Source organism: Treponema sp. C6A8 (assembly GCF_000619925.1).
Lineage (GTDB): Bacteria > Spirochaetota > Spirochaetia > Treponematales > Treponemataceae > Treponema_D.
The window spans coordinates 22,988-47,210 of the sequence record NZ_JHVB01000013.1; the positions used below are offsets into that span (position 1 = coordinate 22,988).

23 protein-coding genes and 1 tRNA gene are annotated in these 24,223 nt (G+C 41.2%); 8 read left to right on the plus strand and 16 right to left on the minus strand.

All coding sequences use genetic code 11. The features are described from left to right. The first annotated feature begins 153 nt into the window (after positions 1-153). The 6 genes from T530_RS0110725 (at position 154) to T530_RS0110750 (ending at position 6,862) form a co-directional block, all read left to right on the plus strand. On the plus strand, positions 154-1,461 hold the full coding sequence (locus T530_RS0110725) for a M48 family metallopeptidase (protein ID WP_027729009.1): 1,308 nt from the start codon (positions 154-156) through the stop codon (positions 1,459-1,461). Between the two features lie 79 nt (positions 1,462-1,540). Further along, complete coding sequence (gene purF / locus T530_RS0110730) at positions 1,541-2,953, plus strand: amidophosphoribosyltransferase (protein ID WP_027729010.1); 1,413 nt, start codon at positions 1,541-1,543, stop codon at positions 2,951-2,953. A gap of 11 nt (positions 2,954-2,964) precedes the next feature. Beyond that, positions 2,965-4,878: a glutamine--fructose-6-phosphate transaminase (isomerizing) gene (glmS, locus tag T530_RS0110735; RefSeq protein WP_027729011.1), complete on the plus strand. Its 1,914-nt coding sequence runs from the start codon at positions 2,965-2,967 to the stop codon at positions 4,876-4,878. A gap of 32 nt (positions 4,879-4,910) precedes the next feature. Further along, positions 4,911-4,983: transfer RNA gene (locus T530_RS0110740), tRNA-Ile, on the plus strand. Between the two features lie 69 nt (positions 4,984-5,052). Then, on the plus strand, positions 5,053-5,466 hold the full coding sequence (locus tag T530_RS0110745) for a hypothetical protein (RefSeq protein WP_027729012.1): 414 nt from the start codon (positions 5,053-5,055) through the stop codon (positions 5,464-5,466). Positions 5,467-5,569: 103 nt separating this feature from the next. Then, entirely contained in the window at positions 5,570-6,862 is a 1,293-nt protein-coding gene (locus tag T530_RS0110750) for an MFS transporter (protein ID WP_038074489.1), read from the plus strand. A gap of 96 nt (positions 6,863-6,958) precedes the next feature. Here the strand turns inward: T530_RS0110750 and T530_RS0110755 are convergent, their stop codons facing one another. The 8 genes from T530_RS0110755 to T530_RS0110790 all read right to left on the minus strand — a co-directional run bounded on the left by T530_RS0110755 (position 6,959) and on the right by T530_RS0110790 (position 16,395). Further along, positions 6,959-8,500 (minus strand): response regulator, encoded by a 1,542-nt coding sequence (locus tag T530_RS0110755; protein ID WP_027729014.1) that lies wholly within the window; start codon positions 8,498-8,500, stop codon positions 6,959-6,961. A gap of 6 nt (positions 8,501-8,506) precedes the next feature. Then, on the minus strand, positions 8,507-10,054 hold the full coding sequence (locus tag T530_RS0110760; protein WP_027729015.1) for a histidine kinase: 1,548 nt from the start codon (positions 10,052-10,054) through the stop codon (positions 8,507-8,509). Next, positions 10,054-11,031: a substrate-binding domain-containing protein gene (locus T530_RS0110765; protein ID WP_027729016.1), complete on the minus strand. Its 978-nt coding sequence runs from the start codon at positions 11,029-11,031 to the stop codon at positions 10,054-10,056. The genes T530_RS0110760 and T530_RS0110765 overlap by 1 nt, the downstream gene beginning before the upstream one ends. A gap of 122 nt (positions 11,032-11,153) precedes the next feature. Further along, positions 11,154-12,401, minus strand: a complete 1,248-nt coding sequence (gene mmsB, locus T530_RS0110770; protein WP_038074491.1) for a multiple monosaccharide ABC transporter permease — start codon at positions 12,399-12,401, stop codon at positions 11,154-11,156. A gap of 19 nt (positions 12,402-12,420) precedes the next feature. Then, positions 12,421-13,974, minus strand: coding sequence for a sugar ABC transporter ATP-binding protein (locus tag T530_RS0110775; protein ID WP_027729018.1), 1,554 nt, complete (start codon positions 13,972-13,974; stop codon positions 12,421-12,423). A 95-nt stretch (positions 13,975-14,069) separates the two neighbouring features. After that, positions 14,070-15,140, minus strand: coding sequence for a multiple monosaccharide ABC transporter substrate-binding protein (chvE, locus tag T530_RS0110780; RefSeq protein ID WP_027729019.1), 1,071 nt, complete (start codon positions 15,138-15,140; stop codon positions 14,070-14,072). A 216-nt stretch (positions 15,141-15,356) separates the two neighbouring features. Then, positions 15,357-15,776, minus strand: coding sequence for a hypothetical protein (locus tag T530_RS0110785; RefSeq protein ID WP_027729020.1), 420 nt, complete (start codon positions 15,774-15,776; stop codon positions 15,357-15,359). A gap of 1 nt (position 15,777) precedes the next feature. Beyond that, complete coding sequence (locus T530_RS0110790; RefSeq protein ID WP_027729021.1) at positions 15,778-16,395, minus strand: ORF6N domain-containing protein; 618 nt, start codon at positions 16,393-16,395, stop codon at positions 15,778-15,780. Positions 16,396-16,519: 124 nt separating this feature from the next. On the opposite strand from T530_RS0110790, the gene T530_RS14865 reads away from it, so the two are divergent. Further along, the gene (locus T530_RS14865; protein ID WP_051537955.1) at positions 16,520-16,915 is read left to right on the plus strand and encodes a helix-turn-helix domain-containing protein; all 396 of its coding nucleotides are present in this window, start codon (positions 16,520-16,522) and stop codon (positions 16,913-16,915) included. A gap of 3 nt (positions 16,916-16,918) precedes the next feature. Here T530_RS14865 and T530_RS0110800 read toward each other — a convergent pair whose 3' ends face one another. After that, positions 16,919-17,407 carry a hypothetical protein gene (locus T530_RS0110800; RefSeq protein ID WP_027729022.1) on the minus strand — a complete coding sequence of 163 codons (489 nt, stop codon included), beginning with the start codon at positions 17,405-17,407 and terminating at the stop codon, positions 16,919-16,921. A 157-nt stretch (positions 17,408-17,564) separates the two neighbouring features. Between T530_RS0110800 and T530_RS0110805 the strand changes: the two genes are divergently transcribed. Continuing rightward, positions 17,565-18,107: a DNA-deoxyinosine glycosylase gene (locus T530_RS0110805; RefSeq protein ID WP_027729023.1), complete on the plus strand. Its 543-nt coding sequence runs from the start codon at positions 17,565-17,567 to the stop codon at positions 18,105-18,107. 17 nt (positions 18,108-18,124) lie between these two features. Here T530_RS0110805 and T530_RS0110810 read toward each other — a convergent pair whose 3' ends face one another. The 7 genes from T530_RS0110810 to rsxC all read right to left on the minus strand — a co-directional run bounded on the left by T530_RS0110810 (position 18,125) and on the right by rsxC (position 24,174). Then, on the minus strand, positions 18,125-18,484 hold the full coding sequence (locus tag T530_RS0110810; protein WP_038074493.1) for an arsenate reductase family protein: 360 nt from the start codon (positions 18,482-18,484) through the stop codon (positions 18,125-18,127). 384 nt (positions 18,485-18,868) lie between these two features. Beyond that, a complete protein-coding gene (locus tag T530_RS0110820; protein WP_027729025.1) occupies positions 18,869-19,666 on the minus strand; it encodes an RnfABCDGE type electron transport complex subunit B in 798 nt (265 codons plus the stop codon). A 130-nt stretch (positions 19,667-19,796) separates the two neighbouring features. Beyond that, on the minus strand, positions 19,797-20,375 hold the full coding sequence (locus T530_RS0110825; RefSeq protein ID WP_027729026.1) for an electron transport complex protein RnfA: 579 nt from the start codon (positions 20,373-20,375) through the stop codon (positions 19,797-19,799). Further along, the gene (rsxE, locus tag T530_RS0110830) at positions 20,375-21,112 is read right to left on the minus strand and encodes an electron transport complex subunit RsxE (RefSeq protein WP_027729027.1); all 738 of its coding nucleotides are present in this window, start codon (positions 21,110-21,112) and stop codon (positions 20,375-20,377) included. The genes T530_RS0110825 and rsxE overlap by 1 nt, the downstream gene beginning before the upstream one ends. Then, positions 21,105-21,698 carry an FMN-binding protein gene (locus tag T530_RS0110835; RefSeq protein WP_027729028.1) on the minus strand — a complete coding sequence of 198 codons (594 nt, stop codon included), beginning with the start codon at positions 21,696-21,698 and terminating at the stop codon, positions 21,105-21,107. The genes rsxE and T530_RS0110835 overlap by 8 nt, the downstream gene beginning before the upstream one ends. Next, positions 21,698-22,798, minus strand: coding sequence for an RnfABCDGE type electron transport complex subunit D (locus T530_RS0110840; protein WP_027729029.1), 1,101 nt, complete (start codon positions 22,796-22,798; stop codon positions 21,698-21,700). Before T530_RS0110840 ends, T530_RS0110835 begins: the two co-directional genes overlap by 1 nt. After that, the gene (gene rsxC / locus T530_RS0110845; RefSeq protein ID WP_027729030.1) at positions 22,795-24,174 is read right to left on the minus strand and encodes an electron transport complex subunit RsxC; all 1,380 of its coding nucleotides are present in this window, start codon (positions 24,172-24,174) and stop codon (positions 22,795-22,797) included. The genes T530_RS0110840 and rsxC overlap by 4 nt, the downstream gene beginning before the upstream one ends. Positions 24,175-24,223 lie beyond the last annotated feature (49 nt).

The following is a 24,223-nucleotide window of genomic DNA, read 5'->3' on the forward strand; positions in this document are numbered from 1 at the left end:
ACGGATAATTATGCAACTTGCGCTTTGCGCAAGTTAAGCAATGGTTAGATGAATTCGTAATTGAAAGACTGTATTTTTAACCATTGCAAATCTGCGTCTAATCTGTGTTCATCTGTGGCTAATTTTTTTTATATTATGTGATATATTTTCGTTATGAACTTATCTGTTAATCTTTCAAATCCTTTCATTCTAATTTTTATCTGCGGCACAATCGCCACTTTCTTTATCAATCACTTTTTAGAGTTTATCGACTACCGTGCCCGCTGCAAAAACGGCGGAACTTTGCCGGCTGTTTTACAGAATATCCCGCTGGCAGCAGAAACTTTTGATACTGCAAAGCTTAAAAATATCAGCGACTACGAAAACGCAAAATATTTCAAATGGTGCATTTCTTCTGTCTCTTCACTTGTCCTGGATTTAGCCCTTGTTCTTTTTGGCTTTTATCCTTTTATTTTTAATTCTATCTGCTTTTTTACAGACTCTCCTGTGACAATTACAAGCACTTTTTCTGCTTTCTTTCTTTTTATGATTCTTTCGGGGTTGCCTTCAACAATTCTTGGGCTGCCTTTTTCCCTTTACGGCGAATTTGTTATAGAAAAGAAATTCGGTTTTTCAAAAATGACCTGGAAACTCTGGATTACAGATCAGATTAAGGGTCTTTTTGTTGGACTGATTCTCATATCAATTTTGACTTTCCTTGCAGCTGTGCTTTTTGTAAAGTGCGAAAGAAGCTGGTGGTTCATGCTTGCCGCAGTTATGATTGCCTTTACCTTTATCATGCAGGTTGTCTATCCGAAATTTATTACTCCTCTTTTCAATAAATTTACTCCACTTGAAGAAGGCGAGGCAAAAGATAAAATCATGGCAATTCTTGAAAAGGTTGGATTTAAGAACGGCGGACTTTTTGTTATGGATGCTTCTAAGCGCAGCGGACACAGTAATGCTTATTTCAGCGGTTTTGGAAAGACTAAACGCATCGTGCTTTACGATACACTTTTAAAATCACTTACAGCTGATGAACTTGCTGCAGTTTTGGGACATGAACTCGGTCATTTTAAGCTTCATCACATCACAAAACGACTTTTTGTTATGATTCCGATGGAGTTTGTGGTTATGTTCATTTTGTATAAAATGACTAATCTTCCAAGTCTTTACACGGCTTTTGGTTTTAGAGATATTACAGTGGCTGGCTTTCAGTTTATTGGAATCTTCCTTGCTTCAATGCTCTGGGGCTCGGTAAGTGAAATTGTAACTCCAATTTCGAACATTTTCTCCCGCAAGCAGGAATATCAGGCTGATGCCTTTGGCGCAAAAGTTTGCGGCAGTCCGGAGCCTTTAATCACAGGGCTTATCAAGCTGAACAGTGAAAATCTTTCTGAATTGATTCCTCCAAAACTTTATGTTTTCTGGAATTATTCACATCCGACTCTGGTGGAAAGAATAATGCATTTGAAAGGTTAAAATCACTCTATATCTTCCAAAATATGTATTTTTCATCTATACTAATTCATCTTTTCTATAAAAAAAGCAGGAAAGCATAATGAATAGTTTTGAAATGAGCGAAGAAGACAAGCTCCGTGACGAGTGCGGCGTAATTGGCGTTTTTATAAACGATAGCAAAAAAGAACAGATGAGCGCTGCTTCTCTGGCATATTTTGGGCTTTATTCCCTGCAGCACCGTGGTCAGGAAAGCGCGGGTATTGTTACCAGCGATGGCACAAACGTAAAAATCCACAAGGATATGGGGCTTGTTGCCGACGTTTTTAATGCCGAAAATCTTGGCAATCTGACTGGAAATGTAGCAATCGGTCATGTTCGTTATGCAACTGCAGGTTCAAAAACAATCGAAAATGCCCAGCCAATGCTTAATCAGTTTAAGCTTGGTAGCGTTGCTCTTGCTCATAACGGTCAGCTTGTAAATTACGAACAGCTCCGTGAAATGCTTGAAGATGCAGGTTCAACCTTCAGTTCTTCAAGTGATACAGAAGTTATCTTAAAAATGATTGCCCGCAGCTACAAAAAAGGTCTTGCAAAGGCAATTTCAGATACAATCCAGATGATTAAAGGTTCATACGCCCTCTGTGTTATGACAGAAGACACTTTGATTGGTGTTCGCGATCCTAACGGAATCCGTCCGCTTTGTCTTGGTCAGGTTGAAGGCGGCTATGTTCTTGCCAGCGAGTCCTGCGCAATTGATGCTATGAACGGAACTTTTGTCCGCGACATCAAACCTGGTGAAATCATCACAATCAATAAAGACGGAATTTCTTCATTTAATTTTGGTGAAAAGACAGCTAAACGTACCTGTATTTTTGAGTACGTTTATTTTGCCCGCCCTGATTCGGTAATCGATGGAATTCCTGTTCAGACTGCCCGCCTTAAGATGGGTGCCCAGCTTGCAAAGGAAAGCCCTGTTGATGCTGATGTTGTAATCGGTGTTCCAGACAGCGGTCTGGGTGCTGCTATGGGTTATGCTCAGGCCAGCGGCGTTCCTTATTCAATGGGAATTGTAAAAAATAAATATATCGGTCGTACCTTTATCGCGCCAACTCAGAAAGAGCGTGAAAATATGGTTTTTGTAAAGCTGAACGCAGTTTCAAGCGATTTGAACGGCAAAAAAGTTATCGTAATTGATGATTCAATTGTCCGCGGTACAACAAGCCGCCGTCTGGTTCAGATCTTGCGTCGTGCCGGTGCTAAGGAAGTTCACTTCCGTGTTAGTTCGCCACCGGTAAAATTTCCTTGCCATCTGGGAATCGACACACCGACTAAATCAGAGCTTATTTCAAGCACACATGATATAGAAGAAATCAGAAAAGAAATCGGTGCAGACAGCCTTGCCTTTATTTCGCTTGAAGGAATGTTTGAAGCTTTGCGCAGCTGTAACGCCGATTCATACGGATTCTGCAAAGGCTGCTTCAGCGGTGAATATCCGATGAGCGTAATGCAGTAAGGGGGGATTTTATGTGCGGTATCGTTGGTTATATCGGAAATAAAAATGCAGCGTCAGTTTTGATTAAGGCGCTTAAAAAACTTGAGTATCGCGGTTATGATTCTGCAGGAATTGCAGTTTATACCGGCGAAGATATTCTTGTAAAAAAAGCAAAGGGAAAACTCATCAATCTTGCTGAAAAAATTACAGGTCAGGTTGTTCCTGAAAACTTGAAGGACGAAGCTTATACTCAGGCTGAAAATGCTTTGTATGAGCAGATCCGCGATTTTGTAAAGGGTAGCATGGGAATTGGTCACACAAGATGGGCAACTCACGGTGAACCTAGCGATACAAACAGCCATCCTCATACAAGCATGGACGGCACAATTTCAATCGTTCATAACGGAATTATCGAAAACTATGCTGAATTGAAGGCAAAGCTTCAGGCTCAGGGCGTAGTTTTCCAGTCTCAGACAGATACAGAAGTTGTAGTTCATCTTATCGATAAGAATTATAAAGAAGAAAAAGATATTTTTAAGGCAGTTCAGAAGACAATTCATGTTCTTGAAGGTTCTTATGCGCTTGGAGTTCTCTGCAAGGATTATCCTGACCGCATTATTGCCTGCCGAAAGGAAAGCCCTCTTATTGTTGGCGTAGGAAAGGATGAAAACTTCATCGCATCTGATGTTCCTGCAATTCTTGAGCACACCCGCGACGTTTACTATCTTGGTGAAAAAGAGCTTGTAGTTCTTTACAGCGATCATGTTGATATTTTTGATTTTGACGGCAATAAAATCATCAAAAAGCCAAGTCACGTTGACTGGGATATGAACGCTGCCGAAAAGAACGGCTATCCTCACTTTATGATTAAGGAAATCCACGAGCAGCCAAAGGGTCTGCTTGATACAATGCGTCCAAGAATCGTAAAAGACGGAAGCGGCCGCCCTACAGACGTTTATTTTGAAGAAAACAAGATGGATGACGCATGGCGCAAGGCAAAACGCGTTGTAATCACAGCCTGCGGAACAGCTTATCATGCCGGCGTTGTTGCAAAATACGCTTTTGAAAAAATTGCCCGCATGAAGGTTGATGTTGATGTAGCAAGTGAATTCCGCTACCGCAACCCGATTCTTGATAAAGATGATATTTTTATCGTAATTTCCCAGTCTGGTGAAACTGCTGATACTTTGAGCGCCCTTCGTCTTGCAAAGCAGAACGGACTTAAGGTTGTTGCAATCACAAACTGTGTAGGTTCTACTGTCAGCCGCGAAGCTGATGATGTAATTTACACTCTTGCAGGACCGGAAATTGCCGTTGCTTCAACAAAGGCCTACACAACTCAGATTTTGTGCCTCTATCTTCTTGCTATCAAAGCCGGAAAACTCCGCGGAACTTTGAGCGATGATGATGCATCAAAACTTCTTTCTGAACTGGAAACAATTCCTGGAAAAGTTCAGGAGATTCTGGACGGCAAGGAAACAATCCAGAAGTTTGCGTCACAGCAGTTTAATAAAGATAAGATTTTCTATATCGGACGTCAGTTCGACAGCGCAACTTCCTTGGAAAGCGCTTTGAAGCTTAAGGAAGTTTCTTACATGCACTCAGAGGCATTTGCAGCCGGTGAACTTAAGCATGGTCCGATTGCTCTGATAGATCCACAGACTCTGGTAGTTGCGATTGCCAGTCAGCCTGATTTGTACGAAAAAATCGGTTCAAACATGGTTGAAGTAAAGGCAAGAAAGGCAACTGTGCTTGTAATCACTCAGGATGAAAAGGCCTTTGAAGGCAAAACAGACGAAGTATTCAAGATTCCGGAATGTTCTGATACTCTTGCGTCACTTTTGACTGTAATTCCTGCCCAGCTTTTTGCATATTATTGTGCTGTTCAGCGCGGTTTTGACCCTGATAAGCCAAGAAACCTTGCAAAATCGGTAACAGTTGAGTAAATCTCAGAAATTTGTTATATTGTAAAAACTTCGGGCCATTAGCTCAGCGGTTAGAGCAGAGGACTCATAATCCTTTGGTCCTTGGTTCAAATCCAAGATGGCCCATGATGCCTAAGCGCTTCCTTCAACCGGAAGCGTTTTTTGTTTAACACAAGCTTCACAAGCGGGAGTCTTATGGAATTTAAATATTGTCGTATTCAGGGGAAGGAACTGGCTGCTAATACACGGAGCGGCAAGGGTATTTTCAGCATGCTTCATCAGATGATAAGCGACGGCGTTATGGAAGATGAGGATGTGGGGCTCTTCGACGAAATTGAATCCTGGTTTTTTGAAAATCTTCCATTCCCTCCACAGTGCAAGCGGCAGGAAAAAGTTATCTGTTATTTTAAAACTGAAAACAGTAAAATGATGATGAAAATGATAAATCCCCTTCTCTGGCTTCTTGAACGTTACAAGCATCCATACTATGTTGTTTACACAAATTTTCCAGGCGAAATTGTTTACGAAGATGAATTCCAGGTTGCCGTTAAAGTTGATGAAAATGTCGTCATAGAAGACGTTCAGGCCAGCTGGAGCCCAAAAGACTGACAGCCTATAAATTCTTATTATATTTTCTTAAATCCCTGATAGATTTTTCATCAAATCACCAATATAATAGGGGAGGTTTTATTTTTATTTATTGGTGGTTTATATGAAAAACATTCAGAACAAATGGATTAGAGGAGCAATCCCAGCCCTTCTTCTTCATTGCAGTATCGGTACTGTTTACTGCTGGTCTATTTTCAGCCAGGAAATTGCTGATTACATCGGCTTTTCAAAAGGCGCAACAGAATGGGCCTTCAGCTTTGCAATTTTCTTCCTTGGTATGTCAGCAGCCTTCCTTGGAAACCTTGTTGAAAAGAACATTCACAAGTCATCTTTGATTGCAACAATCACTTTCGCAGCCGGAATGGCAGGAACAGGTTTCTTCATTCAGTGGGGCGGCGCACACCGCGGAAATCCGCTTGCTCTTGTTGGAATTTACATCTGCTACGGCTTTATTATGGGTGTAGGTCTTGGTACCGGTTATCTTTCTCCAGTTAAGACTTTGATGCTCTGGTTTAAAGACCGCAAAGGCCTTGCTACAGGTCTTGCAGTTGCAGGCTTTGGTGCAGCAAAAGCAATCGCTTCTCCAATCATGCAGGCCCTGCTCGGCGACAACAAAAACGGCGAAATCTTCAAGATGTTCTATATTCTTGCCTGCGTTTACTTCGTAATGATGTTCGTTGGCCACCTTATCCTTGCAAAACCAGCAGACTGGGTTGAACCTCAGACAAAATCTAAGGACGAAGGAATTATCGCAACTCTCAAACGCGAGCCTGTTATCAGCTACGTTGCAATCTGGCTTATGTTCTACATCAACATTACCTGTGGTCTTGCCCTGATTTCTCAGGAAAAGATGATTGTAAAATGTCTTGGCCTTGCAAGCGCAGTAGGAATCATCTCTACAATCTCAGCAGTTTTCAATGCAGGCGGACGCCTCGGCTTCTCTGCATGGGCAGACTCAATGAAAGACCGTAACTCAGTTTATAAGCTGATTTTCATTCTTTCTATCGCATTCACAGCAATTGTTTACTTTGCAAAGGGTATCGAAAACGGTGCGGGAAACATCCTCCTTACAGTTTTCGTACTTGCCCTGATTTTCATAGTAAACGCAGGCTACGGCGGCGGCTTCTCTAACATCCCAACTCTGCTTTCTGACCACTACGGAATGGGAAGCATTTCTGCAATCCACGGAATTACACTTTCTGCCTGGGCTTTTGCAGGTCTCACAGGAAATCAGATGGCAAACGCTATCGTTCAGAAAACCGGCGAGTTTGTTGAGCTTCACGGTATCAAGGTAAACCCAACCGGCTATCAGCACGTTCTGATTGTTACCGGCTGTCTTTACATCGTAGCACTCTGTCTGAGCGTATTCCTGGTAAAGCCAACTAAAAAAGATTAATAAGGAGGGGGAAGCCTCCCCCTGCCTTCAGCCCGCTTCGCGGTCTTCCGCCACCCCCTCTGCGGGGTGTGGCCCCCCCCCGCACCTTTATTTTTCCTACTTAACTACAGTTTCCCTGTATTCAGTCGGCGTTAATCCAAATTTCTGTTTAAAGAGTTTTGTAAAATAATTTTGATCGTTATAACCAACCCCTGTACTTATTTCCTTTATGATAAGGGAAGGATTTTCCAAAAGTTTTTTTGCTTTTTCCAACCGAAGTGAAGTTACATAGTTTATAAAGTTTTCACCTTTTTCTTCCTTAAATAAGCGGCTTAAATGATAAGGACTAAGGCCAAGCTCCTGCGCCAGTAGCTCAAGACCAAAATCTTCTGACAGATGTTCTTCTATAAACTTACATGCCTTTTTAATAACCGGATTTTCACTGCTGTTTTTAACTTCAGAAATTGCAAGAAAACATTCCTCAGCACGGGATGAAAGATAAGCTTCAAAAGCCTCCTGTTCAGAAAATCTTGCAAGCGACGGAAAAATTGACTCAAAGGCTTCATTTTTATAGGAAGCATCCACTTTAAGAACTGCATTTTTTATATTCAAAAGCGTTTCAAAAAGGCTGTTGCGGATTTTATCAAGATCTGAGTAAATTGCAAAAAGAGCTCCGATATATTCAACACAAAGCGATTTTATGCTTGTAATGTCTTCTGCATAAAGTTTTGCTACCAGAAGCTCAGAAATTTTACGGGCATTTTCAGCATCAAAAACAGCGGAAACCTGCCCCCTATAATAACTTACACCCCCGCTAGACCCGCAGGAATTAATTGCAGAAATTGAATTGTTGTAGGCCGAATGACTGGCAGAAATATCAGAAAACAAATTGCTTACACCAATTTTAATAGCCGAAGAAATCCGCGTAGAAAGCAAAAGGAAAATCTCGTCCATAAGAGATTTAATTTCAAAATCCCCTGATACGTGCAAAAAGATTACAACTTTATTTTCCATCAGAGAACCGATAATGCATTTGCACTTTGAAGAAAATACATCGCGCAGTTCGTCGTAAACTTTCTGCCGATTATTTAAAACCTGATTAGGTAATTCAACAGCACAAATATAATAATAAGAAGTTTCAATGCCAAAATACGAAAGATAGTCAGAAAAATCTGTGGTTTTATTATTAAAAATGCAAGAATAAATGAAATCACTTTCGACCATGGTAGAAACAGAACTCAATTTTTCGTGAAGCTCAATATTGTCTGTAAGGTTCTGGTGCATGCTGTCGATAAGACTCATGGCATTACGCACGGTCTGAACAATCAAATTACGGTTTACAGGCTTTGTAAGATATTTAAAGGCGCCAAGGTTCAAGGCCTGCTGGGCATACTGAAACTGGTTGTAGGCACTTAAAATTATTACAACAATATTTGGATTAATCTGCTTAATCAGGGAAATTGTTTCCAGCCCGTTTAAGCCAGGCATCTGAATATCCATAAAAACAATATCGATTTTCTGATTACGAACTACATCAAGCGCCTTTGAGCCGGAATTAGCGGTATAAATTTCCACTTCTTCCATAAAATTCTTTGTAAGAATAATTTTTAGAGATTCAGTTTCAAGTTTTTCGTCATCTGTAAGCAAAATAGAATACATTTTTAATTACCTTTTTATTCTTATAAAAAATACGCAGCCTTTGCCGCCGTCTGCATTTGCCTTGCATTCAGGATTATCTGCAATACTGAATACTTCATCATATTTATAATACATTCTTAAGCGCGAAATTACATTAACAAGACCGGCAGAAACGTGAGCTTCTGAGTGATTTTCGCCAGGTTCGTCTGATTCACCCAAGATAATGCCTTCTCCACCCTTTTCTACATCTTCAAAAAGCCGCTCTTTTACACCCGGCGCAAAACCGCAGCCGTTATCGCTGATTGTAATTTCTATGCAGTCAGGCTTTCCCTTTACGGTGATTTTTATAAGGCCGTTTTCAGAAACATTTTTTAAGCCGTGCTTCATGCAGTTTTCTACAAGCGGCTGCAAAATCATATTTGGCATTTTTGTTCCAAGCACAGAATCATCAATATCTTTTATAAAAGTAAATTTGTCGTCAAAGCGGACTTTCATAATGTAAATGTAGTTATCCAGCATGCCAAGCTCTTCTGCGATTGTTGCTTCGCTGCCAGGATGCTGAAGGTTATAGCGCAAAAAATCAGAAACCTGTTCAAGATAATCACAGGTCTTGTAGGCTTCTTCTATCATCGCAAGCTGGGCACCAGAATTAAGCGTATTGAACAAAAAATGAGGCTTAATCTGCTCCTGAAGGGCTTTAAGGCGGGCCTCGGTATAAAGGGCGCGAAGCTCAATCTCCTTTTCGCGCAGTTCATTTTCCTTCATAGCGCGTTCCCAGATTGTGTCGATATATTCGCGAATACTTATAATCATTGCGTCAAAAGCGCGGCAGATGTTTCCAATTTCATCGTTATCGTTATTTTTAAAAAGAGGAACATCAAAATCACGCTCAGAAAGGCGGCGGGCAACATCGGAAATTTTTGCAAGAGGCTTTGTAATGCTGCGGATGCTTATGTAAGGCAAAATCACCATCATTATAACAAGCCCGACCATGGCAATTACAAGCTTTTGAATTATAGATTTAATGCGAACCTTGTTGTAATTGTAATTTTTTGCGTTTGTAGTAAAAAAGAGCATATCAAGGTCGATGATTTTCTTTCGCAGGTGAGAATAACAGTCCAGACTCTTTGCAAAATAGACTTCTGAACTAAGAATGTTATTAGCGCGTCTTGCAGCAATTGCCTTCTGACTCAAATCAAAAAAAGAAAAAGAAAGCTTTCTGATTATGTATTCCCGCTGAAAAAACTCTATTGTAGAAGGATTTGCATGGAACTTTTGAACACTTGCTTCTGCCTTTTCCTGCATCTTAAAAAATTTATCTACACTTCCAAAGGTGCGGTATTTTATATAAGACTCCATGGCAGTTTTTGTTTCTTCCAGCTCCAGAAGATAGGCGTCTAAATCTGCGTTTGACTGAAAGGATTCGCCCGTTTCGCCCATAATGTGCCCAAAAAGAGAGGCCATAAAAAGAATTACGGCAACTGTAATCACAGAGTTTAAGATTACATAGAACATTATCTGATATCTGATAGAGCCACGTTTATAAAATCGGCCAAGTCTGCTAAATAAAATCATTACTTTCGGCCCCTCTTTAAGATGTCTATGCCCGCAATAATATGCTGGTCTGCCGCACCTGTGTTTTTATAATTGAAGATTTCTTCTACCGCACGCACGCCAATTTCCAGAGAGTTAATTACAATAAGCTCGCTGATGATTTCTTTTTCGTAGTAAGCACGGCTTTCTGCACCTTCACTAAGACCAATAATTCCGCTTTTAATTGTCTGGTTGATTTCTGTAATTGTCTGGGCGGCAAGAACTGTGTTTTCTTCTGAAAGCGAAACAACTAAATCATAGGGAGAAGCCCCGGAAAGTTTCTGACGAAAAAGATCGAACTCTGAAGTATTTTTATCTGAAGAAAGGCGTAAAGTTTCTATATTAATGGCCTTTCTAGTGTCCGTAATTTTAAAAAGCTCATTCATCAGCATGGAATAGGACAGATTCCTCTGGATATCTGAATACAAAATGCAGACATTTCCTTTTCCGCCGGTAAAAGAAACAATTTCGTTTCCAATAATTCGTCCAAGTTCAGCAAAATTAATTCCTATAAATGAAATCTGTGGAAGTTCCGGAAGATACTGTCCAACCGCAACCAGGGGAATAATTGTATCATCATTATAAAGAGGGGCAGTTACATTTGTTATGCCTTCCGGAATAAAAGCAATAAGACCGTCCGGCTCAACATAAGAGACATAATCAAATATCTTTTGGAAATTTACACTGGAATTTAAGCTTTCTGGAACATAAAGTTCTATAGAACAGTTGTACTTTTGCGCGGTAGACTGGGCACCTCTGTAAATCTGACGCACAAAAGCTTCTGCCCCAGGAGTTCCAGTTACTAAGATATTATATTTCCGTTCTGTACTGCTTGTTCCGTAATTTCCAGGACGCGTAACAATATTCTGCGACTGTAAAACAATATAAAGTCCGAAGCATGTAATAGAAATAAAAAGAAGAGCAGCAAAAACAATTCTAAGCACAAAACTTTTTTTCATACAGTTTTACAATTATAAACCATAAAATCCCGCTTGTAAAAAAAAAGGAGACCTTTCGCAATGAAAGGTCCCCCTGTCTCCCTTTTTAAATATATTTTTACCTGATAAAGTTTGAATATAAGCTATCTTGATTTGCGCTGTTTAGAAACAACGTCAAAGATTACTGCAAGCAGCAATACAAAACCTTTTACAGCCTGCTGCCAGTTTGAATCAACACCAAGAATTGACATACCGTTATTCAAAACACCCATGAAGATAGCACCAATTACGGCACCACCTACAGTTCCAGTTCCACCGTATGCCGAAGCACCACCAATAAAGCAGGAACCGATAGCATCCATTTCATAGCTCTGACCAGCTGTAGGGGCAGCAGAATTGAAGCGGGCAATACAAACAAGGGCTGCAACAGCAGAGAGGAATCCCATGTTTGTGTAGGCAAACATCATAACGTTGTCTGTATTTACACCAGAAAGCTTTGCAGCCTTAGCGTTACCACCAATTGCATAGAGGTAACGGCCAGGAACTGTATTCTGTGTGTAGTAAGTGTAGCAGGCAATTACAACAGCAAGCAAAACCAGAACAGTTGGAATACCGTGGTGATGTCCCAAAAGCCATGAAACAACAAGTACGGCAACAGTAATGATTACAAGGCGGGCAATAAATGCAACTCGTCCCTGAACTGCATATCCTTTATGTTCCTTACGCTTGCGGCTTACAATCTGGAAACAAATCATTGCAACACAAATAAGGATTGCAACAATCATTGTTACTTTCAAAGAAATTCCCTGAAGCTGAGCCTTTGCCGCAGTATCAGTAAGAGCCTGCTTTGAAAGTTCAGGAAGGAAAACTTCAGGAATATAACTTGAGAAAAGATTCAGATATGGCTGTGGAAGAGGAGAAATTGTCATACCGTCAAGAACGATAAGGGCAACACCGCGCCACAAAAGCATACCGGAAAGAGTTGTTATGAAAGGCGGAATGTGAAGGTAAGCGATAAAAGCACCATGCCATGCACCAATTGCTGTACCAATTATAAGACTGATAAGAATTGCAAGGTAAATATTACAGTGCAGGTTTACAATCAGCGTTGCCGCAATCGCACCAACAAGACAGATAACAGAACCAACAGACAAATCGATGTTACCACCGGTCAAAATACACAAAAGCATACCGGCTGCAAGAATCAAAACATAAGAGTTCTGAAGGATGATGTTGTTTACGTTTGCAGGAACAAAAAGCGAACCGTTGTCAGTTGCACGGATGAAAATCTCGAACAAAATCATAACAGCGGCAAGTACCAGAAGCATAGTATTTTCTTTTAATACTTTGCGTAAGTTTAATGGCTCTTTTTTTATTAATGTATCACTCATTTTTTAATACTCCTATAAATTATGCATCAGCATAGCTTGTGGTTTTTCCAGAATTTATGATTTGAGTCATAATCTTTTCCTGAGTTGCTTCGCTTGCAGGCATTTCGGCAACCATTTTTCCTTCATTCATGACGTAAATTCGGTCACTCATACCAAGAACTTCCGGCATTTCAGAAGAAATCATAATTACAGATTTGCCCTGAGAAACCATCTGATTGATGATGCAGTAAATTTCATACTTGGCACCAACATCAATACCTCGTGTCGGTTCATCAAGAATCAGAATTTCAGGCTCTGCAAAAAGCCACTTACCAATCAAAACCTTCTGCTGGTTACCACCCGAAAGGTTTCCTACATTTTCCATAACAGTAGCGCACTTTGTATGCATTTCAATTTTTTTCTCTTCGGCGTATTTCTTTTCCAGATCAAAATCAATTGAAATCTTTGGCGCAATCTTTTTCAGATTTGCTGATGTTGTATTCTTTGCGATTGATTCTGTAAGAATAAGTCCATTGCCCTTACGGTCTTCGGTAACATAAGCAATTCCGTGCTCAATGGCGCTCTTTACATTCGGGAACTCAACTTCCTTTCCATTCAGGAAAATCTGTCCCCTGATGTTTGCACCATAAGAATGACCAAAAATGCTCATTGCAAGCTCAGTTCGGCCGGCACCCATAAGTCCGCTGATGCCCACAACTTCACCCTTACGAACATTAAAGCTTACATTGTCACAAACCTTGATTCCGTCAAAAACAGGATGATCTACGCACCAGTTTTTAACTTCAAAGCAAACATCCCCGATGTGGGATTCGCGCTTAGGGAAACGGTCTGTAAGGCTGCGACCTACCATTGCCGCAATAATTGTATTTTCATCAAAGGCTTCCTTAGTTTTATCCAGAGTCTTAACTACCGTACCATCACGGATTACAGTAATTTTGTCTGCAACATAGGAAATCTCGTTTAATTTATGAGAAATAATAATCGAAGTCATGCCCTGCTCTTTTTTGAGTTTGAGCAGTAAGTTCAATAGTTTTTTAGCTTCTGTATCATTCAAAGAAGCCGTAGGCTCATCAAGAATCAAAAGTTTTACCTTTTTTCCCAATGCCTTTGCAATTTCAACAAGCTGCTGCTTGCCCACTCCAATATCTTTTATAAGAGTGTGAGGATTTTCATGCAATCCTACAATTTCCAGAAGTTCACCGGCTTTTTTAAAAGTCTCATCCCAGTCAATCTTTGAAGTTTTTCCGCGTTCATTTCCGAGGAACATATTTTCGCCAATTGAAAGGAGAGGAACAAGTGCCAGCTCCTGGTGAATAATTACAATTCCTAATTTTTCACTGTCTTTAATATTTTGAAATTTACAGATATTGCCGTCGTAAACAATATCACCTTCATAAGTTCCGTACTGATAAATACCACTCAGAACATTCATCAAAGTTGATTTACCAGCTCCGTTTTCACCACAAAGCGCATGAATTTCGCCTTCAGTAACTTCCAGATTTACGTTTTCCAGCGCAACAACAGGACCAAAGCGTTTTGTGATATTTTTCATTTCCAATAAAGTTTTTGCCAATTGGAGCCCCCCATTTTTTTAATTCAAAAAAAGCCGCCCTCCTTTGAAGGCGAGCGGCTCATTGCACTCAGACATTCAAGGTCTGAAGGCCAATACTACTGAAGATCAGCTTCTTTGTAGTATCCTGAATCGATAAGGAGCTTTTTGTAGTTGCTCTTGTCACCAAATACTGGTTCACAAAGGAATGAAGGAATTACACCTGTTCCATTGTCGTATGTCTGGCGGTCATTGATTGGAGGAACTGATCCCTTAGCAATAGCGTCTACCATCTTTACAACCTGAGCTGCAAGAGTACGTGTATCCTTGAATACAGACATAGCCTGTGTTCCAGCGATCATGTTCTTTACAGAAGGTTTATCACAGTCCTGACCAGTAACGATTGGGAAGTTAGCAGCTGTATATCCAGCAGCAACCAAAGCGTTTGTAATACCCTGTGCACAAGAGTCATTTGATGAGTAAACTGCATCAAGTTTTGTACCTGTTGGGCCATATTTCTGAGAAGCAATCAAAGCTTCCATACGAGCCTGAGCTTTTTCTGTAGACCAGTTCTGTGTAGCACACTGAGCCTTTGATGTCTGTCCTGAACGGCAAACCAAAGCACCATTGTCAAGGTAAGGTTTAAGAACGTCCATAGCACCACCAAAGAAGAAGTTGATGTTGTTATCATCTGGAGAACCTGTGAAGAATTCGATGTAAGCTGGGTCAGCTTTTGAACGATTCTTGAGGTTGAGTTTGTCTACAAGGTAGTCACCCTGGAGAGTACCAACTTTGTAGTTATCGAATGTAGCGTAGTATGTAACTGCGTCAGAGTTCATAATCAAACGGTCATAAGCAATAACCTGGATTCCAGCTTTCTTAGCTGTATCAAGAACACCTTTAAGTGCCGAACCATCAATAGAAGCGATTACAAGAATCTGATTTCCTTTTGTAATCATGTTTTCGATCTGCTGAGTCTGCAAAGCGATATCGTTGTTTGCATACTGAAGGTCAACTTTGTAGCCTGCTTTTTCAAGCTCTTTCTTCATGTTTGAACCATCCTGGTTCCAGCGCTGAAGAGATTTAGTAGGCATTGCTACACCAACTTTTACAGCATTTTTTGCAGGTTTAGCGAATACAGCTCCACAAAGCATAAGAGCAGCCATCATGAATGATACGATTTTTTTCATATCGGTCCCCCAATTTTGTTTTTTTTTGTACCAACTTTTTTTATAAAGGTACTACTTAATTATAAATTGGGATTGCGTGGAGGAGCACGCTAATTTCTTTATTTTTTTGCTTTGATTAGAAAAAAAATAAGGCGCGTGTTCCTGCACGCACCTTATTGATTAGTAATTTTTTGCGCGGATTAGGTATTTTTTGCAGCAAAGTATTGAAATTGTAATTCAAATAGCAGCTACACATTCCAACCGGTCACAATTTGTGACCGGTTCAAGTTCAACTTCAGAACAATCTTCTTTATCCGGATTTTTCGATGAAGCTAAAATATAATTATTATCTTTCCTGTTAAGCATTATGACACGGGCAACAGGTTTTCCTTCTTTTATAAGTAAGATTATAGGACTTTTTTCAGCCGCCTTTTTCAGGCTTACTTCATTCAAATCCGAAAGATCCAAGTGTTCTGCTAGACAATCTCCCAGAATATGATTTACTACATTATCCACACTTTGATTTGATTTTTTTGCCAACTGATTCAGATATTCAATAATACGAGGTTCAAGTTCTAACTCCATATCTACCCAGCGTTCCATAGGAGTAAGGATTACATTTTCAAAAGAAATTTGTGTATCGTTTGATTTTTCCATATTATCCCTCGCTGATAAATCCTATTTTTCTCTTTGATTTCGGTTCCTCAATAAGATTATTTAAAACCTGTATAATCTGATTGATTTTCTGATCCTGCTCGGAAAATTTTTTATCACAATGGTCTATGTGAAGTAAAAGAAGTCGTCTGATTTCTGCAAGTTCAGCTTTGTCATCCGTTTTAACAATCTGAGAACTGACATAGTGCCGAAGCTTTACAAATGCATCCATAATTCGAATGCTCACTTGAATTGCCGTAGGACTATGCAGAACAGCAGAAAGCATCGCAACACCCTGCTCGGTGAAAACGTAAGGGAGATATTTTAAATTTTTACCACGCATACTTTCTGAATCTTTATCCAAGATCACAGATTGTGATCTTGAAGAACTTGTATCCTCGTTTAAGGTTGCAAATTGCGACCTTAAAAACTCATACTCTTCATTTGTAAGTTGAAACCTAAACTCTTCAGGAAATCTTTCAAGATTTCTTTTTACAGCTTGATTAATAGCCCTGGTTTCCACCCCATACAATTCCGCCAGGTCTCGGTCAATCATAACCTGCTTACCACGAATCAAAAATATTTTACTTTCAACAAGTACAGATGTAATTTCATTTTCCATACCATAATCATACCCTGGTCGTATCCAAAAAACATTAAACTAATAGCTTAATAAAATTCATAGAAAAAACTTGACAAGCTAAATTTTCTTGCCGATTTATCATTTTCCTCTATATATTTACATCATGTTGAAATACAAGATTTCTCCGTCGTTTTCCATGCCCGTAATTGATGTGGAAGCAACTTCACAAAACTTAAAACGTCTACGCGAGGAACGCAACATAGATGTCACCACGCTAAAAGAATTGTTCAATTTTAACTATCCTCAATCCATTTACGCCTGGGAAAATCCCAAAGACAAAACATTGCCCTGTCTGGATAACCTCGTTACCCTGGCAAAACTTTACAAAGTTTCAATTGATGAGATGATTGTAATTAAAGAAGAAAAAAGCTCAACTCTGTCAGTTCATGAAGTAACAAAACCATACGGAATTGCACAGGAGGCGCTAGATTTTATCAGGCTAAACGCCATGCCCGATACAAAACTTGCTCTAGGAAGATATTACAGTATTTCGATTTAATATTTATGAAATATGCAAACCATCAGCTCTCAAAAAATTACAATCTTCTACCATATCTGGAGTTACCGGCTCTTCAGGATTATCCCAAGCCCAATCGCAATACGAAAGACCATAGCCCGCATGTTCCATCACTTCACCCCAATATCTAAAAGAGCATGACCACTTAAAAATTCCTGTATCGTTTATCTTAAAAAGAGGACATCCGTATTCCCCATCCTGATGATATGGTCCATCAAATTTGATCCCTTTTAGAAAAATCCTATTAGTAAGCAATAACTCTGCCAGCTGATTTGCACGCCTCATCATTTTTACATAATTTTTCTTTTCAGGTTTTGGAACATAATGTGAAACAGGCTCTTCATTATCTGCAACAAGGTTCTCCCTTATTTCATCTGATATTTCAGAATAATTCGGATTTTCGAAATTTGTCCAGCCAACAAATTCTATATGGAGTTTATCTTCTTCTATTGTATTTTCTGTCAATAATTTCATACACACATATTATATAATATAAAAACGTCCCAAACATTAAATCTTTAGTTTAATAAATTTGAGATGAAAATACTTGACACAGACATTTCCAGAAGATTATACAAATCTATGAGCGCAATTATTACGTTGCCGTGTTTTTTCATGCTATAATAGCCCCATGCCCGACAGTACCTTAATCACCCATCCGCTTGCGCCAGTCTGGAACGAAGAAAGTAAAGTTCTTCTTCTGGGCACAATGCCTTCTCCAAAAAGCCGCCAGCTGGGATTCTTTTACATGCACCCGCAGAACCGCTTCTGGCGCGTGCTGTCCCAGGTTTTCAGTGAAAACTTGGCCTTACCAAACAATGCAGCTGACACTCAGGCCGCCATCCGGGAACGACGCGATTTTCTTCTGCGCCATAAGCTCGCCCTCTGGGATGTTCTTGCAAGCTGTCAGATAGAAGGCGCCTCAGACTCATCAATCCGCCGGGAAATTCCTAACGATTTTTCAAAAATCCTTTCAGAATCAAAAATCAGCCGGGTCTTTTTTACAGGTCAGAAAGCCGCCTCCCTCTGGAAAAAGCACTGTGCCGCCCTATACGAAGAACGCTTCCACCTGCAAGTCCATACACTACCAAGCACAAGCCCCGCTAACGCCCGCTTTACAATAGATGATTTAATAGAAGAATATCAGATTGTGCATGAATCCACACTTTCCTGAAAATCCCCGGCCAGAGCTTACTTCCAGCCTTCCCAGATTTTCTGAGCCATTCCAACCGTGGCCGCAGTCTTCCCGTTACGGCAAACCGGCTGCTTTAATAGTTTCGCCTGATTTTCAAAAAGCTTCTCTTCTTTTTCGCTGTCATCAAGGTAGGCAATAGAGGCATAATCTTTGGCCTTTTTATCAATCATCGCTTCAATGGCAGCAGCCCGTCCGCCTTCAACTCGCGCAAGAGCAGTCACCACCGAGTCAAACTCCCCGGCACTCATCTCCTTTTCCTTCAGATCAACAAACTGAAAATCAATTCGCCTCTCCTTAAAAAATCTTTGCGCGCTCTTAGTATCAAACGATTTATTAGTCCCAAAAATTTGAATCATGATTACACCCTTTTTTCAATTACGATTTTACAAAATTATTCAATATAAATGCTCTTGAGTTTATCTTCAATTTTATATACTATACAAACTCTAAGGGACGCTTGTATTTGCGGCGGCTTGCCTCCGATTTCTCGTGAATGAAGGAGGCTGTCTGTGACTGAATATGAAAAAGCAATGATTGCCATTGCAATTATCACATTAATCATAGACCTGCTCACCTTCCTGCTAAAATAGGACTTAGAGCATAAAAAAGCCCGCCATGCAGTGACCAACTTCTGACGGGCTTTGTAAACAAGCTTAACGGAGGCAAGTCGCTCTTTTACAAGCGTCTCCGTTTTTTTTTAATATAGCATATTTTGCGTAAAAGTCAACCTTTAAGCAATCCTAGAATAATCCCAGTACCTTGTCCGGGCAGGCTTTGATACATTCGCCGCAAGAGGTACATTTTGAGTAATCCACTTTTGGGATTCCACTTGTAATGTCGATTGCTCCTTCAGGGCATTTTTTAGCACAGATGCCGCACTTGAAACAGCCTACAGAACAGTCTTTGCGGATCTGAGGTTTATTTTCGTTGTGGCATGAACAGAAGGCAAAGGCACCTTTTGTATCTGCAGGCATAAGCATAAAGATGTGCTTTGGACAAGCCTTAACGCACTTTCCGCAGCCTACGCACTTAGAGCGGTCAACTTTAGGAAGTCCGTCTGCTCCCATTGAAAGGGCGCCGAAAGGACAAACTTCTACACAGTCACCAAAACCGATACAGCCGAATGAACATTTTTTTGTTCCGTTCATTGTAAGCTGGGCAGCGGCACAGGTTTTTACACCGTTGTAGTCACCGCGGCTCTGGGCAACTTCTTTTGTACCATGGCAGGCAAGAACTGCTACCTTTGGAACTACGTCACCGGCACTTCCACCCATGATTTCTGCAACTTTTGCAGCGCAGCTTGCACCACCTGCAACACAGCCGTTTGTAGGAGCTTCGCCTTTTACAACTGCTTCGGCAAAGGCATCACAGCCGGCATAACCGCAGCCACCACAGTTACCGCCGCTGAGCAGTTCACGAACAGCCTGAACCTTTGGATCAACCTTAACGTAGAAAATCTTCTTAAAAAGCCCAAGAAGAACACCTAAAAGGAATCCTACTACCAGGGCAACTAAAATAGTATATATAACTAAAGTCATCTTATCCTCCAAAATGGGGTTTTAGGGGCCAGCCCCTAGGAGAGGGGGTAGCGTAAGACCGCATGGCGGGCTGAAGCGAGGGGGAGACTTCCACCTCCTGCCCTAAAACCTATCACCTAGAACCTAACACCTATTTAATCAAGCCCTTGAATCCCAGGAATGCCAAACTCAAAAGACCTGCGGCAACATACAAAATTGGTGTTCCCTGGAAAGAACGAGGGAGTTTTGCAATCTTAAGACGGCTGCGGACTCCGCTCATAACTACCATACTGATTAAAAAGCCGAGAGCAGAACCAAGGGCGTAAACAAGGCTTTCTCCGTAGTTGTAGTTCTTGCCGATACAGTTGATTGTAACACCAAGAACGGCACAGTTTGTTGTAATCAGGGCGAGGTAAACACCCATTGAGCGGTACAAAGCAGGAATAGATTTCTTAAGGAAGAATTCTACAAGCTGAACCAGAGAGGCAATTACAAGGATGAAAATCAAAGTCTGAAGGAATTCAAGTCCAAGAGGAATCATTACAAGCTTGAAAATTGGCCAGGTTACGGCTGTTGCAAGGATGATTACAAAGGAAGTTGCAATACCCATACCGGTTGCCTTGTCAGTTTCGGCTGTCATACCGATAAAAGGACAGATAGCAAGATACTGAATGAATACTACGTTATCTACGATAGCAGATTTTATGATGAGCTGAATTAAATCGATCATTATTCACCCTCCTTTGCAGGGGCTGCCGGAGAAGCAGCATCTGCCGGAGTTTCTTTTTTGCTGGAGCAAACTGCATTACAAGCTTCGCACGAAGGCTCTGTACAAATTTCAACCGGCTTATTCTGTTTTTCTGCGGCACGGATTTTTAATCCCTGCATCAAAGCGGCAAGGAATCCGAATACCATAAATCCGCCCGGAGCACTGTTGAATACGCCGATTCTGTAAGCTTCCGGAATCAGCTCGATTTTAAGGGCAGTTCCAGCCATCAGAGTACCGCCGCCAAGAAGCTCGCGGAAAAAAGAAATCAAAACAAGAACGAAGGTATAACCGATTCCCATTCCAAGAGCATCAAGAATTGAGTTTCCGATGTTGTTCTTAGACGCAAAGGATTCAACACGTCCCATGATGATACAGTTTACTACAATCAGAGGAAGAAAAACGCCGAGCGCATCGTAAAGTGCTTCAACGTAAGCGTTCAAAACCAGCTGAACGATTGTTGTAAAGGCCGCAATAATGATAATAAAGATTGGAAGACGGATTGATGAAGGAATCTTCTTTCTGAAAATACTGATTACGATTTCACTCATAACAAGTACGAAAGTCATACCCATACCCATTCCAAGTCCATTAAAAATACTTGTGGTTACACCCAGAGAAGAGCACAAACCAATATTCAAAACCAAAAGCGGATTTTCACGAACAAATCCGTTGGTAAAAATCTGAAGCTGCTTATTCATTAGTAGCCCCCTGTTTTTCAAGATATTTCAAGAGAGAGCCGGTTCCTTCTGAAAGAAGATTTGCAACACCGTTACTTGTGATAGTTGCCCCGGAAATTGCGTCAAAAGTTTCGCCAAGCTTAAAGCCGTCCTTTGCATTCTTTCCTTCGAACTGACCGTAGAATGTCTTACCATTTGAGAGCGTAAAGGTAGGATCATTCGCCTTAAGTCCGAATCCTGGAGAGTCTGTGTTTTTAAGGAACTGCAAGCCTGTGATTGTTCCGTCGGCCTTCATTCCAACAAGGATTGTAGCCTGATCATAAGTGGGACCATTTACCTGAGCAGCGCCGCCTACAGCCTTGCCGTCTTTCTTTGCAATAATCATGCTTTCAATTTTGATTGTGCCGACTGAGGCAGCATCGTAATCACTTACAGAGTCGAAAGTGTAGCCGTCACCAGGGAAGAAGGCTGCCATAGCCTGATTTACTTTTTCTACCTGGTTCTGCGCAATCTTAGGAGCTGTAAAATTATTTACAACAGCAAGAACAGTGCAGGAAATTACAGCGTAAATTGCCAGAGTAAGGCCAAGTTTAATCATTTCTTTCATTATTTTACCTCCTCTGGTTTTGCATTCTGAACATCAAAAGTCTGAACGATTTTTGCAGGGGTTGGACGGCGGTTTCCTTTTTTACCGTAACCGTACATGCGGCCTGTAAAGTTGTTCAAAAGCGGAGCAACAGCGTTCATAATCAAAATACTGAACATAACTCCTTCAGGATAGCCGCCAAAGCGACGGATAAGCCAGGTGATTAAACCGCATCCAAAACCAAAAATTAAACGGCCGGGACCAGTTATAGGAGTTGTAGCGTAGTCTGTTACCATGAAGGTGGCCCCAAAAATCAATCCACCAGTAAGAAGAGCTGTAAGAACATCAGTTCCAGCAGCAGTAAGGCCAGCGTGAATACCTCCTAAGAAAGTACAGACAACTACAGTTCCAACCATTGCGAGTGGAGCGCGCCAGTCGATAATGCGTGTCAAAAGAAGGAAGCAGAAAGAAACCATAAGCAGCATGATAGAAGTTTCACCGATACATCCTGCACGGTTACCGATGAAAAGCTGCCAGTAGGTCTGGGCATCCGGAACAAAAGTGCCGGCCTTTACCTTACTCAAAGTTGTAGCGGCTGTAATTCCATCCCAAACAGTTGCCTGACTCATAGCATCAATTTCTGCAGCAGTTTTTCCCATTGAAGCAAGCTTTTCATGAATGTGAGGAATAAGATGAGGATCATACCAGCGTGCACCGATTGCAGCCGGGAAGCTCATAACAAGCACACCACGACCAGTCAAAGCAGGGTTGAAAACATTGCTTCCGATTCCGCCAAAAAGTCCCTTTGCAACAACCATTGCAACAAGGTCACCAAGAAGAACCATCCAGATTGGAGTGGTAGAAGACAAAACCAGAGCAAGAAGAACGCCGCTTACTGCAGCTGAAAGGTTAGAAACCAGAATCTTCTGCTTTGTAAATTTCTGGAAGAGGGCTTCAAAAAGCACACATCCAAAAACTGAAACTACAATTCTAATTAAAGCCGGAAGCCCGAAAACGACTACACCGGCAATACACTCAGGAAGCATAGCAATAAGAACGCCTGCCATAATTTTCTGAGTAGTTAGTCCTTCTGTAAAATGCGGACTTGATGACAATCTCATTTTGCACCTCCTGTTGCGTTAGCGGCAGCCTGTGCGGCAGCAGCCTTTGACCTTTCTTCAGCCATCTGAGTTCGTACAATTGATTTTCCAAGACGGATGCGCTGAACAAGTCTGATGTGAGCAGGGCAGACAAATGCGCAGGATCCACATTCAATACAGTCCATAAGACCGTAGCGTTTTGCCTTTTTAGTATTTGCAGCCTTAAGCTCACGAATCATAAGAACAGGATTCAATCTCATAGGGCAGACATGAACACAGCCGCCGCAAGAAATACACTGATCTTCATCATCAAGATAAGTTTCTTTTTCTGTAAGGAAGGTTACACCGCTGGTTCCCTTTGCAATCGGGAAGTCTGCGCTGATCATTGCAAATCCCATCATAGGACCGCCCGAAACAACCTTGCAAGTCTGATTTTCTTTAAGAGTAAAGAATTCAGGCATAAGGTCGCTTACCAGAGTTCCAACAGGAACTCGAAGGTTGCAAGGCTTTTCTACTGCGCCACCGCTGATTGTAAGGCTGCGCTCAATAAGAGGCATTCCCAGGCGGAAGGCGTCGCTGATTGCGCATACTGTTCCAACGTTGGAAATGATACAGCCGGCGTCGGCAGGGAGTTTTGCGCTAGGGATTTCTACACCAAGACATGCAGAAACGATGAATTTTTCTGAACCCTGAGGGTATTTTGTTTTTACAAGGCGCACGGTCATATCATCGCCGTAGCCTTTTTTAGCAATTTCTTCTTCAAGAATAGGCTTGATAAATGCCTTATTGTCTTCAAGCGCGATGATTCCGGCAGCACCAACCAGATGAAGGATGATTGCAAGACCATCAATCAGTTTTTCAGGGCTTTCCTGCATTGTGCGCTCGTCGCAGGTAAGATAAGGTTCACATTCAGCAGCGTTCACAAGAACGTACTCAATTTCCTTGTCCTCCGGCGGATTAAGCTTTACGTGAGCCGGGAAAGAAGCTCCACCCATACCGACAATGCCCGCATCGCGGATTCTTGCCAGAGCCGCATCATGCTCGCAGGTGAATGGATCAAGAGGTTCCATAAATGCCGTACGGTTTTCGTCATCAGCTTCGATGATAATACATGGAACTTCAGAGTTACCGGTTACGAGGCACTTTGCGATTTTTTTTACTTTACCCGAAACAGACGAATGAACGGGACAATTCATAAATTTATCACCGTTCGCAATTACCTGACCTTTTGCCACAAGGTCACCCACTTGTACAAGCGGCGTATTAGGAGCGCCACCCATAGTCACCGGGATAGTGACAGTTTTTGACGAAGGAAAAGCCGCAGTGATTGGACACTGATTGCTAAGCTCCTTCATCTCGCGCGGATGAATTCCGCCTTTAAATGTAAATGCTCTCATATAACTACCTATATGTTTATTTATACAATTTTCTATTATATAGCAGAGT

Bases quoted from the DNA above. Each gene is read 5' to 3' on its own strand.
- T530_RS0110765 (WP_027729016.1), bottom strand. From the start codon at position 11,031: ATGAAAAAAAGTTTTGTGCTTAGAATTGTTTTTGCTGCTCTTCTTTTT.
- glmS (WP_027729011.1), top strand. From the start codon at position 2,965: ATGTGCGGTATCGTTGGTTATATCGGAAATAAAAATGCAGCGTCAGTT.
- T530_RS0110810 (WP_038074493.1), bottom strand. From the start codon at position 18,484: ATGATTCAAATTTTTGGGACTAATAAATCGTTTGATACTAAGAGCGCG.
- T530_RS0110800 (WP_027729022.1), bottom strand. From the start codon at position 17,407: ATGAAATTATTGACAGAAAATACAATAGAAGAAGATAAACTCCATATA.
- T530_RS0110725 (WP_027729009.1), top strand. From the start codon at position 154: ATGAACTTATCTGTTAATCTTTCAAATCCTTTCATTCTAATTTTTATC.
- T530_RS0110840 (WP_027729029.1), bottom strand. From the start codon at position 22,798: ATGAGATTGTCATCAAGTCCGCATTTTACAGAAGGACTAACTACTCAG.
- T530_RS0110755 (WP_027729014.1), bottom strand. From the start codon at position 8,500: ATGTATTCTATTTTGCTTACAGATGACGAAAAACTTGAAACTGAATCT.
- rsxE (WP_027729027.1), bottom strand. From the start codon at position 21,112: ATGAATAAGCAGCTTCAGATTTTTACCAACGGATTTGTTCGTGAAAAT.
- T530_RS0110750 (WP_038074489.1), top strand. From the start codon at position 5,570: ATGAAAAACATTCAGAACAAATGGATTAGAGGAGCAATCCCAGCCCTT.
- T530_RS0110785 (WP_027729020.1), bottom strand. From the start codon at position 15,776: ATGGAAAAATCAAACGATACACAAATTTCTTTTGAAAATGTAATCCTT.
- T530_RS0110805 (WP_027729023.1), top strand. From the start codon at position 17,565: ATGCCCGACAGTACCTTAATCACCCATCCGCTTGCGCCAGTCTGGAAC.
- T530_RS14865 (WP_051537955.1), top strand. From the start codon at position 16,520: ATGTTGAAATACAAGATTTCTCCGTCGTTTTCCATGCCCGTAATTGAT.
- T530_RS0110760 (WP_027729015.1), bottom strand. From the start codon at position 10,054: ATGATTTTATTTAGCAGACTTGGCCGATTTTATAAACGTGGCTCTATC.
- T530_RS0110790 (WP_027729021.1), bottom strand. From the start codon at position 16,395: ATGGAAAATGAAATTACATCTGTACTTGTTGAAAGTAAAATATTTTTG.
- rsxC (WP_027729030.1), bottom strand. From the start codon at position 24,174: ATGAGAGCATTTACATTTAAAGGCGGAATTCATCCGCGCGAGATGAAG.
- mmsB (WP_038074491.1), bottom strand. From the start codon at position 12,401: ATGAGTGATACATTAATAAAAAAAGAGCCATTAAACTTACGCAAAGTA.
- purF (WP_027729010.1), top strand. From the start codon at position 1,541: ATGAATAGTTTTGAAATGAGCGAAGAAGACAAGCTCCGTGACGAGTGC.
- T530_RS0110820 (WP_027729025.1), bottom strand. From the start codon at position 19,666: ATGACTTTAGTTATATATACTATTTTAGTTGCCCTGGTAGTAGGATTC.
- T530_RS0110825 (WP_027729026.1), bottom strand. From the start codon at position 20,375: ATGATCGATTTAATTCAGCTCATCATAAAATCTGCTATCGTAGATAAC.
- chvE (WP_027729019.1), bottom strand. From the start codon at position 15,140: ATGAAAAAAATCGTATCATTCATGATGGCTGCTCTTATGCTTTGTGGA.
- T530_RS0110745 (WP_027729012.1), top strand. From the start codon at position 5,053: ATGGAATTTAAATATTGTCGTATTCAGGGGAAGGAACTGGCTGCTAAT.
- T530_RS0110835 (WP_027729028.1), bottom strand. From the start codon at position 21,698: ATGAAAGAAATGATTAAACTTGGCCTTACTCTGGCAATTTACGCTGTA.